The sequence below is a fragment of the Tahibacter sp. genome, assembly GCF_035481375.1.
In the GTDB taxonomy this organism is placed as follows: domain Bacteria; phylum Pseudomonadota; class Gammaproteobacteria; order Xanthomonadales; family Rhodanobacteraceae; genus Tahibacter.
This window is the reverse complement of the sequence record NZ_DATIGT010000199.1, coordinates 1-14541: the sequence shown is the minus strand read 5'-3', so window position 1 is coordinate 14541 and position 14541 is coordinate 1. Positions and strand designations below refer to the sequence as shown.

Annotated in this window: 13 protein-coding genes; 3 read left to right on the top strand and 10 right to left on the bottom strand. The window is 69.2% G+C overall.

What is annotated here, in order from left to right:
* Window positions 1-4: 4 nt before the first annotated feature.
* The 7 genes from VLF18_RS12770 to VLF18_RS12740 form a co-directional block, all read right to left on the bottom strand.
* Window positions 5-1309 (bottom strand): DUF58 domain-containing protein, encoded by a 1305-nt coding sequence (locus VLF18_RS12770; protein ID WP_325280011.1) that lies wholly within the window; start codon window positions 1307-1309, stop codon window positions 5-7.
* The gene (locus tag VLF18_RS12765; protein WP_325280010.1) at window positions 1306-2289 is read right to left on the bottom strand and encodes a MoxR family ATPase; all 984 of its coding nucleotides are present in this window, start codon (window positions 2287-2289) and stop codon (window positions 1306-1308) included. The genes VLF18_RS12770 and VLF18_RS12765 overlap by 4 nt, the downstream gene beginning before the upstream one ends.
* Window positions 2286-3476, bottom strand: coding sequence for a DUF4350 domain-containing protein (locus tag VLF18_RS12760; protein WP_325280009.1), 1191 nt, complete (start codon window positions 3474-3476; stop codon window positions 2286-2288). The genes VLF18_RS12765 and VLF18_RS12760 overlap by 4 nt, the downstream gene beginning before the upstream one ends.
* Window positions 3473-5104, bottom strand: a complete 1632-nt coding sequence (locus tag VLF18_RS12755; protein ID WP_325280008.1) for a DUF4129 domain-containing protein — start codon at window positions 5102-5104, stop codon at window positions 3473-3475. The genes VLF18_RS12760 and VLF18_RS12755 overlap by 4 nt, the downstream gene beginning before the upstream one ends.
* On the bottom strand, window positions 5094-6092 hold the full coding sequence (locus VLF18_RS12750; RefSeq protein ID WP_325280007.1) for a stage II sporulation protein M: 999 nt from the start codon (window positions 6090-6092) through the stop codon (window positions 5094-5096). Before VLF18_RS12750 ends, VLF18_RS12755 begins: the two co-directional genes overlap by 11 nt.
* A complete protein-coding gene (locus VLF18_RS12745; protein ID WP_325280006.1) occupies window positions 6089-6751 on the bottom strand; it encodes an RDD family protein in 663 nt (220 codons plus the stop codon). The genes VLF18_RS12750 and VLF18_RS12745 overlap by 4 nt, the downstream gene beginning before the upstream one ends.
* A gap of 189 nt (window positions 6752-6940) precedes the next feature.
* Window positions 6941-7687, bottom strand: a complete 747-nt coding sequence (locus tag VLF18_RS12740) for a sulfurtransferase (protein ID WP_325280005.1) — start codon at window positions 7685-7687, stop codon at window positions 6941-6943.
* A 285-nt stretch (window positions 7688-7972) separates the two neighbouring features.
* Here VLF18_RS12740 and VLF18_RS12735 point away from each other — a divergent pair, with 285 nt between their 5' ends.
* Window positions 7973-8380 carry a hypothetical protein gene (locus VLF18_RS12735; protein WP_325280004.1) on the top strand — a complete coding sequence of 136 codons (408 nt, stop codon included), beginning with the start codon at window positions 7973-7975 and terminating at the stop codon, window positions 8378-8380.
* A 47-nt stretch (window positions 8381-8427) separates the two neighbouring features.
* Here VLF18_RS12735 and VLF18_RS12730 read toward each other — a convergent pair whose 3' ends face one another.
* The 3 genes from VLF18_RS12730 to VLF18_RS12720 form a co-directional block, all read right to left on the bottom strand.
* Entirely contained in the window at window positions 8428-9717 is a 1290-nt protein-coding gene (locus tag VLF18_RS12730; RefSeq protein WP_325280003.1) for an NCS2 family permease, read from the bottom strand.
* 315 nt (window positions 9718-10032) lie between these two features.
* Window positions 10033-11991, bottom strand: coding sequence for a reprolysin-like metallopeptidase (locus tag VLF18_RS12725; RefSeq protein ID WP_325280002.1), 1959 nt, complete (start codon window positions 11989-11991; stop codon window positions 10033-10035).
* Between the two features lie 240 nt (window positions 11992-12231).
* Window positions 12232-12678, bottom strand: coding sequence for a hypothetical protein (locus tag VLF18_RS12720; protein ID WP_325280001.1), 447 nt, complete (start codon window positions 12676-12678; stop codon window positions 12232-12234).
* A gap of 168 nt (window positions 12679-12846) precedes the next feature.
* Between VLF18_RS12720 and VLF18_RS12715 the strand changes: the two genes are divergently transcribed.
* Window positions 12847-13911 carry a PQQ-dependent sugar dehydrogenase gene (locus tag VLF18_RS12715; protein WP_325280000.1) on the top strand — a complete coding sequence of 355 codons (1065 nt, stop codon included), beginning with the start codon at window positions 12847-12849 and terminating at the stop codon, window positions 13909-13911.
* A gap of 126 nt (window positions 13912-14037) precedes the next feature.
* Window positions 14038-14382 (top strand): RidA family protein, encoded by a 345-nt coding sequence (locus VLF18_RS12710; RefSeq protein ID WP_325279999.1) that lies wholly within the window; start codon window positions 14038-14040, stop codon window positions 14380-14382.
* The last annotated feature ends 159 nt before the right edge of the window (window positions 14383-14541 follow it).

Below are 14541 nucleotides of genomic sequence, written 5' to 3'. Positions count from 1 at the left end.
GATATCAAAGCCGCGCCGCCCGCTTGACCGCGAGATAGTGCTGCACCAACGCCGCCGGCAGCTCGCCGCACGTCACATCGAGCACGTCGGTGCCCTGCGCGCGCAGTGCTTCATGCGCGGCGGTGCGCTGTTCGATGTACTGCGCGAGCGCACCGACGCCGATCGCATCGGCGAGGTCGGCGACGGGCTGGTCGAGCGGGCGCTCGAGTGCCTGTTCGCGCAGGCTCGCGACACAGACGAGATGGCGTTTCTGCAGTTGGCGCACGGCGCTCAGCAGGTCGTCGATGTCTTCGTCGCGGACGTTGGTGATCAGCAGCACCAGCGAGCGGCGTTGCTGGCGCAGCGCGAGTTGCTTGGCGGCGTCGAGGTAGTCGGTCGCGAGCGGCGTGGCGTGCAGGTCGAAGGTGCTGTTGAGCAGCGCGTCGATGGTGCCGAGGCCGCGGCGCGGCGCGAAGTAGCGTGTCTCGCCGCCGGCGGCGAGCAGGCCGACGCCGTCGCCCTGGCGCAGCGCGATGTAGGCGACCATGAGCGCAGCGTTGAGGCAGTGGTCGAAATGCGCGAGGTTGCCGTCGCGCGCGAGCATGCGCCGGCCGGTGTCGACGAGCAGCAGGACCTGCTGGTTGCGCTCGATCTGGTAGTCGCGCGAGATCAGCTTGCGCGCGCGCTGGCTCGCCTTCCAGTCGATCTGGCGCAGCGCGTCGCCACTGCGGTATTCGCGCAGCTGCTGGAATTCGGTGCCTTCGCCGCGGCGGCGCTTGAGGTGTGCGCCGACGACGCGCGATGCGCGCTCGGCGCCGATAAGCGCGAGCTTCGCGAGCGGCGCGAAGTTCGGATAGACGCGCACGGTCTGCTGCAGCGGCGCGCGGCGCAGCTGGCGCCAGAGACGCAGCGGCGAAAGGATCTGCAGATCGCAGCCGTCGAAGACGAACGCGCCGCGCTCGGTCGGCGTCAGCCGGTAGGTCATGTCGATCTCGCGCCCGGCCGGCAGCACGACGCGCCGCGGCAGGCCGAACACGGGCCAGTCGCCGGGATGACGGTCATGCACGTCGAATGCGAGCGATCGCGCGAGCGTGCTGCGCAGCCGCAGCACGACGGGCCGTTCGACGCCGACCGGCACGACCAGCGGCAGGTCGCGCTCGATCGGCGGCGACGGGGTGCGGCGCAGCGCGAACGCGTCGGGCACGGCGATGAGTACCAGCAGCGCGGCGACCGCGAGCGGCAGTCCGCCCGGCACGAGTCCGAACGCCGTGAGCACGCCCGCGATCGCGCAGGCGACGAGCGCGGCGACCAGGGCCGGCGCGGGTCTCATCGACGCGGCGCTTCCACTTTGGTCAGCAGCGCTTCGAGCACGTCGTCGATGCGGCGGCCCTCGATCTGCATTTCCGGCGCAAGGCTCACGCGGTGGCGCAGCGCGGGCTTCGCGACACTGCGCACGTCATCGGGCGTGACGAAGTCGCGGCCGTCGATCACGGCCTGCGCGCGCGCCGCGCGCACGAGCGCGAGACTGCCGCGCGGTCCTGCGCCCATGCTCAGGCCCGGCCATTCGCGCGTCGCGCGCGTGATGCGCACGGCGTAGTCGAGCACGACCGGGTCGATGCCGACGAGCGCCGTGCCGAGCTGCATCGCGACGATGTCTTCGGGCTTGGCGACCGGGCGCACGCGCGACAGGTCGAAGTCGCTCGCGCTGCGGCCGTGGCTGACCGCATCGACCATGCGCACTTCGTCCGCGTGCTCGGGATAGTTCATGAGGATCTTGATCAGGAACCGGTCGAGCTGCGCCTCGGGCAGCGGATAGGTGCCTTCCTGTTCGATCGGATTCTGCGTCGCGACCGCGAGGAACGGCGGCGACAGCGCGAAGCTGCGCGACTCGATCGTGACCTGCTGTTCCTGCATGACTTCGAGCAGCGCGGCCTGGGTCTTGGCCGGCGCGCGGTTGATTTCGTCGGCGAGCAGCAGGTTCGTGAACACCGGCCCGCGGCGGATCTTGAAGCTCTCGGTCTTCGGATCGTAGAACGCGTGGCCGCTGACGTCGCTCGGCATCAGGTCGGGCGTGAACTGCACGCGCGCGAAGTTGCATTCGAGCGCCGTGGCGAGCGCGCGCACGAGCAGGGTCTTGCCGAGACCTGGCACGCCTTCGAGCAGCACGTGGCCGCCGGCGAGCAGCGCGATCAGCAATTGATCGAGCACTTCGGTCTGGCCGACGAAGGCCTGCGCGATCTGGCGGCGAATCGCGTCGGTGCGTTCGACCAGGGCTGTGCCGGTGATGGCCACGCGGACTTCTGAGTTCATATCACGGCTCGCAATTGCATGAGGGTTCGGATGGCGGCGAGGAAGTGTTCGGGACGGGCGAGTTCCTGCGGCTGCAACGCCTGGCGCACGCGCGCCGCGGGAATCTGGTGACGCTCCGACAGGGTCTGCACGAGCGGATCGAGCGCGAGCGCCGCGGCGACCGGATCGCGCCGGCGCAGGCGCGCGCGGAACGCGCGCAGCACCGCCGCATGCAGCGCGGCGCCGCGATGACGCGCGAACGCGAACTCGCCGGCGGCCTGCACGTGCGCGAACAGCGCACGCTGATGCGGCGACGCCAGCGGCAGCACCGGCCCGAGGCGCTGGCTGCGCGCCCAGAGCCAGCCGAACAGCGCGAGCAGCAGCGGCAGCAGCACGTACCACGCATGTTTCACGAGCAGCACGTGCCACGGCGGCGTGTCGGTCGCGTAGATCAGGAACGCGCGACCTTCGCCGAGCACGCGGCCGAGCAGCTGCCAGGTCAGCGCGGCGTTGCCGCCGTGGCGCAGTTCGTCGTTGTGCAGGAAATCGAAATCGGCGGCGATGACGACGCTGCCTTCGCCCCAGAGGTAGCGGCCGAACAGGTAGCCCTGTCCGCTGTTGCCCCATAGCCACTCGAAGGCGCTTTCGTATTCCTCCTCGGGCTTGAAGCGGTACTGGCTGCAGAACAGGCCGGCCGTGTCGTCCTTGTCGGCACTGTCGCGCGCTTCGCGCGCCGCGCGGGCGGCAGTGAAGGCATTCGTCGGCGCTTCGCGCGCGGCGCCGCGCTCGCTCCAGGTCAGGCAGCCGAATTCCTCGGCGACGGTCACGGCCAGCCGTTCGAGCAGCTCGCCCGGCCGACCCTCGTCGCCGTGCGGCAGGCGCAGCGCAAGATGCCCGCCGTTCTCGACCCAGTCGAGCAGCTCGCTGACCTGCGCCGCCGTCAGGCTGCGCACGTCGATGTCGAGCAGCAGCAGATCCTTCGGCGCGAGCGTCATCGCCGCGAGATCGAGATTCGCGCGCGCCGTGGTGTCGATGTTGCGCGCCTGCAGCGTCTTCTTCAGCGCGAGCAGCGGGTTGTAGCGCGCCTCGCCGCGCGGCGGCAGGTCGATCTCGCGTTCGACGCGCTCGAACGTGGTCAGGAACCAGGCGACGATGAGACCGAGCAGCACGATCGACACGGCGCCGATGATGAGATTGCGCTGCTTCATGCGGTTGCGCTCCGCGCGCCGGCCCAGGCGCCGAGCAGGCTTTCGACATCGGCGGCACTCGGCAGGCGTTGCGCGTAGGCGGCCGCCTGCCAGCAGCGCACGATGCGCGCGAACAGCTGCGCGTAGTCGGCATCGCTCAATCGGCGCGAGCGCTTGAGGCATTCGGCCTCGGTCGCACCGGGCGGCAGCGACGTGCCGAGCGCCGCATCCAGGCGCAGCACGGCCGCGCGATACAACAGGGCGAGCGCGGCACGCTGCTGATCCTGGCGCCACAGGGCGCGCACCGCACCGGGCACGTCGTCGGGCACGTCCTCGGGAATCGCGATGTCGTGCACGGCCAGCGCATCGGGCGTGCGCTCGCGCTCGAAGCGCTCGCTGATCCATGGCAGCCAGACGCGGTGATAGCGCACGAGCAGCGCCACGAGCAGCGCGAGCAGGATCCAGAGCATGTTCTCGGCAATGAACGCGAGCACGCCGCCGAGCGCTTCGAACCACTGCTGCACCGGCGTCCTCGGCGCATTGAAATCGCGTTCCTTGCGCGTCTTGTCGCGCGGCTCCCAGACGTATTCCTTCGTCGTCGGATTGAGATCGTCGTCCTCGTAGGCTTTCTTCACCGAGGCGTCGAAGCCGCCGTCGTCGACGTACTGGCCGGCGAACACGCGGCGCAGGCTCTGCGGCGGCGTGTCGGCCGGGATTTCGGCAACCGATTCGGCGGCGATGCCGCCGACGCCATCGACGGACCCGGTGGTGGCACTTGCCGCGGCAGCGGGTTCGGCGGCTGCACCGCCTGCGGCTACGGGTTCGTCGGCACGCGCCGTTGCGGTCAGCAGCAGCACGCCGAAGACGAACGGCAGCAGCGCCGCGGCGGTGCCGGCAAGGCGCGCGGCAAGCCGGCGGAACGCGAGTTCCACGTCCCAGGCTTCGAGCTGCGTGCGGCGATTCAGATACAGCCCGAAGCCCGCGCCGACATAGAACGGCTCGATCAGGCTCATCGACAGCCACGCGACGAAATTCGCGAGCACCTGCGCCCAGAGCGGCGGGTTCTCGAACAGCACGCTCCAGAACTGCTGCGCGGCATCGGTGAAGAATTCGACCGGCACGAACATCAGCGCGAGCAGGAACACCGCGATCGACAGGAACGCGTCCATGTTCGCGGCAATCAGCGTCGTCAGCATGCTCGTGCCGCTCGCCGCGCGCTGCAGTACGCGCACGCGCTCGCCGCGGCGCTTGCCGGTGAGCCCTTCAAGCAGGTCGACCGGCATCAAGAGCGAACGCGACGGATGCAGGCGGCGCCAGGTCAGCCAGCCGAGCATCGGACGCCAGCCCCAGTTCCGCTGCGCGCGCACGGTGTCGCGCACGCTCGGCGTCGCGCCGAACACGGCGCGCGACAGCACGAACAGCGGTATGCGGTCGAACACGGGCTTCAACCACCACAGCAGCAGCGACGCGAGCCAGACCGTGTCGATCAGCGCCGTGCCGAGATTCAGCAGCGCGAACACCGGCAGCGTCACGACGACCCAGCTCGCCCAGACCGTGCGCGCATGACGCCGCGCGAGCGCGACGCCGAGATCGGTCGCTTCCCAGGACGAGCGCTGGCGCAGCGCGACGGTCAGTCCTTCAAGGCGCATGCACCGCCCCGCGCCCGCCGCGCCACAACCACAGCAGGATCAGCACCCAGAGCAGCCCGCCGACGCCGAACTTCACGACGTCGGGCATCCAGCCGATCGACGACCAGAACGCCTCGACGAACGCGGCGAACACGAGCATGCCGAAGATGCCGAGCGCGAGCTTGGCCATGTCCACGCCGGCCTCGACGAACGCCCGGCCGCGGCTGCGGCGTCCCGGCGCGATCATGGCCATGCCGAGCTGCAGGCCGGCGCCGCCGGAGATCACGATCGCGAGCAGTTCGGGCGCCGAATGGCCGGCGACGAAGCGCCAGAACGGCCCGCCGTAGCCGATCGCGGTCAGGTGCCCGGCGACCCCGCCGAGAAACAGGCCGTTGAACAGCAGCACGTAGACCGAACCGATGCAGGCGAAGAAGCCGGCCGCGATCGTGCGGAATCCGATGCTCACATTGTTCAGAATGTAAAAACCGAACATCTTGATGTCGCTGCCGCTCTCGCGGCCGAGCTTCGCGCTGGCCTTGGCCGGGTCGTACATCGCCTCGAAGCGCGCGAGGTCCTCGACATCGAACAGCGAATGCGCGAGTTCGGGCCGGAACTGCAGCGCGACGATGACGCCGATGAAGCTGCCGAAGAACAGCAGCGCGGCGATGCCCATCGCGCGTCCGTGCCGGCGCACGAGGCGCGGAAAGTCGGCGGCGAAGAAGTGGATCGCCGCATGCCAGCGCGGCGGCTGCGGCCGGTACAACACGAGGTGGCCGCGGTGCACGAGGTCCTGCAGGCGGTCGATCAGCAGCACGCTGTAGCCGCGGCGCTGCGCGAGCGCCAGATGCTGGCAGACGCGCCGGTAGGCGCCCGGGAAATCGAGATCGCCGAACACGCCTTCGGCGTCGAGCGCGCGCTGCTTCACGCGGGGGCGGGCCCGCGCGAGCAGCCAGGCGTCGAGCGCCCGCCATTCCGCGTCGTGCCGCGCCTGGAAGACGTCCTGCTTCATTGCTGCCGTCCGAGAAAGCCGGCGGCCATGCCGAGCAGCCGCTGCACGGCCACGGCACCGCGGGCTTGGGTGAGCTGCGGCAGCAGGTTCGCGAGTTCCTGCTGGCGTTCCGGCGTGAGCTGCCGCGTGCGTTCGGCGAACGCGACGATCGCGCCCTGGTCGGCCGCGCGCAGCGGCAGCGGGGACAGCACGGCGGGCACGTCCGGCGCGGAACTGTGGCCGTGCGGGTTGTCGACATGGACGACCAGGGTGTTCGCGACCATGTCGCCGAAGCGGCGGCTGTGGCGGTCGATCAGGCCGGCGACGAGTCCGAACGCATAGAGCATCGGCAGCATGTCGACGCTGCGCATGAGATTGCGCACGATCGACGGCACCCAGCCGACCGGCGTGCCGTTCGCGTTGACGACGCGCAGGCCGAGCGCGCGCTTGCCCGGCGTCTGGCCGTCGTTGAGCACTTCGAACAGCACCGGATAGACCCAGAACAGCGCGAACAGCAGGATCAGGTGCAGCGCGATGCCGAGATCGCCGAGCAGCGCGACGGCGATGCCGAACACCCAGATCACGGCCAGGCGCAGCGCGAAGTCGATGGCCCATGCGGCCGCGCGCGGCATCACGCCGGCCGCGCGCAGGCGCAGCGAGATGCCCTCGGGCGTCTCCACGAGGGTCAGCGTGTCGACGAGCGGGGCCGGACCGGTCGTGCTCAGACAGCCACCCTGATCGTGTCGGCAATCGGCTCGGACGGGTTGGCGAGCGGTGGCACCGGCAGTCGCAACATATCCCCTGAATTCCCTGTCTCCGGAACGGGCACTTTAGACGCGGCCCTGTGCCGCCACAATCCGTAACGGAATTCAGCCCGGAACAGGAACATCGACGAGCGGACGCAGGTCCGGCGCCAGTGCGACGCGCTCGTCGAACACGAAGCAATGGCCGTCGTAGCCGAGGCCGCCGACCTGCTCGAAGTAGCCGAGGATTCCGCCGTCGAGCTGCAGGGTCTGCGGCAGGCCGTTCTCGCAGAGCCACAGCGCCGCCTTTTCGCAGCGGATGCCGCCGGTGCAGAAGCTGACGACGGCCGCATCGGCCAGCGCCGCGGTGTGCCCGGCCATCGCCGCGGGCAGGTCGGTGAACCGGTCGATCGGCAGCGTCAGCGCGCCGGCGAAGCTGCCGAAGCGCACTTCCTCGCGATTGCGCGTGTCGAGCAGCACGAGGCGCCGGCCCGCGTCGTCGCAGCCCTGCGCGATCCAGCGCGCGAGATCGGCCGGCGCGACGGCGGGCGCGCGGCCCTGCAGCGGATCGGCGCCGTCGCGGCGGAACGTGATGATCTCGGACTTGAGCTTGAATTTGAGCCGCGCGAACGGCGCGGTCTCGCTGCGGCTGTATTTGACGGCGATGCCGGCGAAGCGCGGATCGGCGCGCAGGTCGGCCAGGAAGGTCCCGATCTGCGCTTCGCCGCCAGCAAGGAACAGGTTGATGCCCTCGGGCGCGACGAGCACGGTGCCGCGCAGCGCGAGGGTTTCGGCACGGGGACGCAGCCGGTCGATCAGCGCCTGGGGCGCGTCGACGTCGGCGAAATGGTAGGCGGCGATATTCACGATCATCCGCGCATTGTAGCGGCTTGGGCCGGTACGCCGGCCTTTGGCGAAACGAGAGGGGAACGGGCAGGAACCCGCGGGAAATCCGCCTACCCTCTCGTTCCTGCCTACTCGCCTTTGGTTCCTGCCTTCCCTGCCGAAAGACAGGTACGCGGACGTACCGCCCGGCAGTGCCGCATCTTTTGCGTCTTTCGCATCATTCTCCACAACACGCGCAATGCGTGGGTCGCGAGATCCGCGGCGCCGGTGCCGTGTTACCGCCGGAATCCTTCACGCAAACGGAGATGCACCATGGCCACCATCAGCAACGTCGTCCTGAAGATCGACCCGATCGTCAGCAACAAGCGCCGCAAAGTCACCGTCAGTTACGTGCTGCGTTTCAGCCCGCGCGAGGAACTCGCCGGCACCGTGTTCGAGGAGAAGGTCGTGCTGCGCGGCGACGACCCGCTGTTCGACGACGACCGCGCCGTCATCGCGTCGACCTTCATCAAGTCCGCCGCCGGCACGATCAAGCGCAGCTTCACCGCGCAGGTCTCGCAGAACCGCCTCGACGAAGACGGCGACACGATCATCTTCGGCGTGCCGGTCCTGACGCTGCGCGACGAACTCTACGCACGCGTCACGCTGACGCCGTTCGCGCCGCGCGCCGCGCAGGCCGACTCCGATCCGGTCTCCGGCCAGTTCGGACCGGGGGCGTAACGTCGTAGGTTGCGGCGAGCCGCAGGCGAACCGCAACCCACGTCTATTTATACGAACGCAAATTTCGCAACGAACACCAGCGCGATCACCGCGACCGCGGGCGGGATCTCGCGCCGGCGGCCCGCGAGCAGCTTGATGCCGGCATACGCGATGAAGCCGAACGCAATGCCGTGCGCGATCGAGAACGTCAGCGGCATTGCGAGCGCACAGATCAGCGCCGGCGCGGTTTCGGTCAGGTCTTCCCAGTCGAGCTCGGCGAGTCCGCGCGCCATCAGGATCGCCACGTAGATCAGTGCCGGCGCCGTCGCGAACGGCGGCACGGTCGCCGCGAGCGGCGACAGGAACAACGCCGCGAGGAACAGCAGCGCGACGACGACCGCGGTCAATCCGGTGCGGCCGCCGACGGCGGTGCCGGCGGCGCTTTCGATATAGGCCGTCGTCGACGACGTGCCGAGCGCCGCGCCCGCGACGATCGCCGTCGAGTCGGCGAGCAGCGCGCGGCGCAGGCGCGGCAGGCGGCCCTGCGCGTCGAGCAGTCCGGCGCGGTGGCTCACGCCGATCAGCGTGCCGGTCGCGTCGAACAGTTCGATCAGGAAGAACGTCAGCACGACCGTGACGAGACCGGCGTCGAGCGCCGCGGCGAGATCGAGCTGCAGCAGCGTCGGCGCGAGCGACGGCGGCAGCGCGAACACGCCGGCGAAGCGCGCGTGGCCGCATGCGACCGCGGCCAGCGTTACCGCGAGAATGCCGATGATGATGCCGCCGCGGACCTTGCGCGCTTCCAGCGCGACGATCAGCAGCAGCCCCGTCGCGGCGTAGAGCACGCTCGGCGCATGCAGGTTGCCCAGGCCGATCAGCGTCGCCGGATTCGCTGTGATGAGGCCGGCGTTCTTGAAGCCGATGACTGCGAGAAACAGGCCGATGCCGGCCGAGATCGCGAGCTTCAGCGAATGCGGAATCGCGTCGACGATCCACTCGCGCAGACGCACGAGACTGACCAGCAGAAACAGACAGCCCGACAGGAAAACCGCGCCGAGCGCCGCCTGCCAGCTGAAGCCCATGCCCAGCACGACGCTGTAGGCGAAGTACGCGTTGAGCCCCATGCCCGGCGCGAGCGCGATCGGGTAGTTCGCATAGAGCCCCATGATCGCCGAACCGATCGCCGCCGCGACGCAGGTCGCGACGAACACCGCCTCGCGCGGCATGCCCGCGGCCGACAGGATCTCGGGATTGACGAACATGATGTAGGCCATCGCCAGAAACGTCGCGAGGCCGGCCAGGCATTCGGTACGCACATCGCTGCCGCTTTCGCGCAGCCGGAACCAGCGTTCGAGCACGACCCCCTCCGTCGTCGCAGGCGTTCACGTAGGTTGCCGGCGCGGGCCGCCGATCGCAACTGGCGCTCGCACGCCCGCCGCATGGCGCCTTCGCCGACGACCGGTTTACAGGATTTCAGCCCGGAATTCGCGCGTGCCGCGCAGATGCCGCGACAGTCTCCTGGAGGATGGCCAAGGCGTCTCCGTGAATCGCCTCGGCGCATTTTGCAGGTGAAGACAATTCTGCAAGTGCTGCGAAGTCCGGAAACGAAAAGAGGCGGAAGCGGGCGGGCACTGTCTCCGCCCGCGCGCTGCCGCCTCCGTCTGCGGGACTGGCTACTCGAAATCGTTTTCGAAGATCAGATCGCTGACCGCCGTGATCGTGAAATTCGGCGCCGAGATGTTGAAGAAGATGTTGCCGACGCAGGACACGCGCACGCGGGCCTGGGTCGTCGCGACGTTCGGCACGATGATGTTCGCGCTGCCGTTGTTCGGGAACGTGCCCGCGTTCTGCGTGTAGGTCAGGCCGCCGTCGGTCGAGACGTCGATGCCGACCTGGCTGCAGGAGATCGGCGCGGCGGTCGTGCCGGCGACGTCCCAGGTCACGGTCTGCGCGCTGTTGCCGGCCCAGCTCACGGCCGTGCTCGGCGTGTTGACCTTGAACGGACCGGAGGTCACGACCGACTGCACGGTCATGTCGGCGCTGTTCGTGCTGCCGAAGCCCGGCACGTTGTCGCGCACGGTCAGGCGGAACGTCATCGTGCGGTTCGTCGTCGGCAGGATTTCACCCTTGAGCGTCGTGCCCGCGACGAGGTTCGACAGGCGCGGAATCACGCGCACGCCGGTCGCGGTCGGGTTCAGCGAACGGATGATCGGGCCGTTGCCCGGGTCCGTCGCGAGGTTGTTGTTCGACGAGCCCGTGTTGTTCTGCTCCCAGTCGTAGCTCAGCGTGCCGGCGCTGGTCGTGGTCGCCGAGCCCGTGAGCACGAACGGCGTGCGCGCCGGGATGATGAAATTCGACAGCGGCGCGATCGCCGGCACGGCATTCGGGTTCGTCGTCGTGTCGGAGCAGCCGCCGCCGCTGCCGAAGGTGTGCGTGCGGATTTCGCTGAGGCTGCTCGCCGTGAAATACGGATCGGAGTTCGGCTGCAGGTCGCTGGCGTCGCAGATGCCGGCGTAGGCCATGATCGTCGAGCCGCTGCCGGGCTCGAAGGCGGTCGCTCCGTTGCGGTTGCCGGCGCAGGCTCCGGTCGTGCTGTTGAACGTGTGGTCGCCGCCGAACTGGTGGCCGAGTTCGTGCGCGACGTAGTCGATCCAGAACGCATCGCCGCTCGGGTTGCCGGTGCCGGTCACGCCAGCGCCCTTTTCGCTGCTGTCGCAGATGACGCCGAGCCCGGCGAGACCGCCGCCTTCGGTCGTCAGCACGTGGCCGACGTCGTAGTTCGCACTGCCGATAACGCTGTCGATATTCGACGTGTTGACGTCGATCGCGTCCGGTGAATTCGGATACGGGTCGCCGGCCGCGGTCGGGTAGATGATCAGGTTGTTGTTCGCGACCAGCGTCATGTGGATCGCGAAATCCTTTTCATAGACCTGGTTGACGCGGTTCACCGTCGCGACGACGCCGGCGAGGCCGGTCGCGACCGTCGCGCCGCCCGGCGGGCTGACCGCCTCGACGTACTGGTGATTGGCGGCCATCGCGAGCGCGTAGTTGCGCTTGATCGTGCCGGTCGTCGTCAGCGGCACCGGACCGGCGCGCAGCGCGCCGCCGACGTGGTTCGCGGTCGGACGGCCGTGCACGCCGCAGGTGAAGTCGCGGCTCGGTGCCACGTCGCTGCGCGCGAAGCTCATGTACGCGTCGCCGCCGGCGCGACCCTGCGGCTGGACCACCCAGACGCCGTCATTGGCGAACACCATCGCCTGCAGACCCTGCGGCGACACGTCGACGCGCGCCTGCGTGCCGTCGGCGGCGATCCCGACGAAGCTGCTGATCCCCGGAAATTTCGCCGCGAGTTCCGCCGGCATCACGCCGGAATCGCTGAGCACGAAATCGGCGAAACCGCCCTGCGGCGTCGGCAGCGACAGCGGCTCTCCGCGACGCGCGCCCTCCTGGAGGAATGCGGTGAGTGCCGCCGCATCGAGCGCGACCGCGCGGAACTGCGCGGCGTTCGGCGCGTCGGCGCCGAGCGCGCGCTGCGCCGATTCGCTCCACAGCGCGCGGCCGTCGGCCGCGTTCGCGCCAGCGGCGCCGCAGGCGAGCAGCAGCGCGGTCGTCAATAGAAACGTGTTACGCATAAAACCCCCGATCGATTCTGGAAACAGCACGCGAAACTTCCGCGGCCGGGACGTCCGGCGTCCTGGGACGCCGCCGCAAACGACACCGCGCGGAAGTCGTCGAGTATCGCGCTGCGTCGGCATGGCGACGCAGTACCGCAAGGCCGACTGTGACATAGGCCGCCGGACGGAACGCGGCATTCGCGCGCGCCGGCGCGACAATTTTCGTGACGGTGCGCCGGAAACGCGGCGCCAGCAGGCTCAGCGCGTGCGACGCTGGTAGATCCAGCCGGCCAGCACGCCGCCGGCGACCAGGCATGCGAGGCCCGCCGCATGCCGTGTCGCAAATACGAGCACGGGCACGCCGGCCAGCGCGTTCGCGCTCTGGAGCGAGGCCCAGACGGCGACGCCGCCGGCGAGCAGGTACAGCGGAGCGCGGCGCGATCCCGCCGTGCCGGAAAGCAGCCCCGCGACGATGAAAGCCGGCAGCAGACCGACGGCGACGACGAGCGCATAGAGCGGCGCGAATCCGGCCAGGTCGCGCACGGTCGTCTGCGCGCGCACCGGGAACGGAATTTCGACGCCGAGCGCGCTCAGATCGCCGAGATTGAACTGCGTCTGCGCAACCGAGCCGACGGCAGCGCAGGCCAGGAGCGCGAGTGCGAACGCCGCGGCGCGTCGCTTCAGCGGAATCGTCGTGGCGCCCATGTGGACCTCCCGTGCCGGAGCGCGCAGCGTAAACGATCGCCGCGACGCCGTGCACCGCGATATCGCCAGCCTGCGTTTGCGCCGCGCGCGGCGCGGTGGCAGATTGCGGCAGTCCCGGCCGCCGGCACTGCCACCGTCACGATGCTGCGTCTTTTTACCGTTGTATCGTTGTTCCTCCTCGCGTCCGGCGCGGCCGCGCTCGACTATCGCGTCAGCGTCGTCGCCGAAGGACTCGAACATCCGTGGTCGCTCGCCGAACTGCCCGACGGCAGCCTGCTCGTGACCGAGCGCGCCGGCCGGCTGCGCGTGATCGAACGGGGCCGCCTGCGCGCCGAGCCCGTCCGCGGCGTGCCGGACGTGCTCGCGCAGGGTCAGGGCGGGCTGTTCGAGGTATTGCCGGATCGCGACTTCGCGCAGAACCGCACGCTGTATCTGTCGTTCGCGAGCGGCACGTATTTCGCGAACGGCACGCGCGTGCTGCGCGCGCGCTTCGACGGCCGCACGCTCGACGAGCACGCGACGCTGTTCGTGGCCAAGCCGCTCAAGCACGGCAACGTCCACTTCGGCGGCCGCATGGCCCAGCTCGCCGACGGCAGCCTGCTGATCGGCCTCGGCGACGGCTTCGAGTTCCGCGAGCAGGCACAGAACCTCGCGAGCCACCTCGGCAAGATCGTGCGCGTGATGCCCGACGGCAGCGTGCCGCCGGACAATCCGTTCGTCGGACGCGCCGGCGCCTTGCCCGAGATCTACAGCCTCGGTCATCGCAACGTGCAGGGGCTGCTCTACGATCCGCAGACGCGCGGCGTCTATGCGCACGAACACGGTCCGCGCGGCGGGGACGAGCTCAATCGCATCGAGCCGGGCCGCAACTACGGCTGGCCGATCGTCACGTTCGGCCTCGACTACAACGGCGCCGTGGTATCGCCGTTCACCGAGCGCGCGGGGCTGCAGGCGCCACTGCTGCAATGGACGCCGTCGATCGCGCCGGCCGGCGTGACACTGTATCGCGGCGACGCCTTTCCGACCTGGCGCGACAGCCTGTTCGTCAGCGCGCTCGCCGCGCGCGAAGTACGCCGCGTCGCGTTCGTCGACGGCAGCACGGGTATCCAGGAAACGTTGTTCACTGAACTCAGGGAGCGCCTGCGTGACGTGCGCGTTGCGGCCGACGGCGGACTGTATCTGTTGACGGATGCGAAAAACGGGAAAGTGCTGCGTGTCGATCCCGCGCGTTGAGTCTTTTTGTGCGGCCAGGAGCGGCTTCGATGAGATGACGTTCGCCGAGCCGACACCCATTCCCCCCCAACCCTCCCCTTTGAAGGGAAGGGCTCAGCCGCTTCGATTCCGATTTCGGGAGACCCCATGATCCAACGCTACGACACGGGCCCGCGCATGTCCGAAATGGTTGTGCACAACGGCACCGTTTACCTCGCCGGCCAGATCGCCGAGGACGACTCGGCCGACATAGCGGGCCAGACCCGGCAGGTGCTGACCGCGATCGACGAGCTGCTCGCGCGCGCCGGCAGCGACAAATCGAAGATCCTGCGCGCGCAGATCTTTCTCGTCGATCTCGCCGAGTTCGGCGCGATGAACGCGGTCTGGGAATCCTGGGTCGTGCCGGGGCACACGCCGGCGCGCGCGACCGTGCAGGCGGCGCTCGCGAATCCGAAGTGGAAGATCGAGATCGTCGTGACGGCGGCGCTCTGAGCGCCGCCGCCGCGTAGCGGGCTAGGGCGTGTTAACACTATTTACGAATGAGCCTCCATGCGCGAAACTTCGCGCATGGAAATAACTGCTAAGCAATTTGCCACGATTGAACATTGCCTGCCGCGTCAGCGAGGCAATGTGAGACTTCCCAATCTCGCT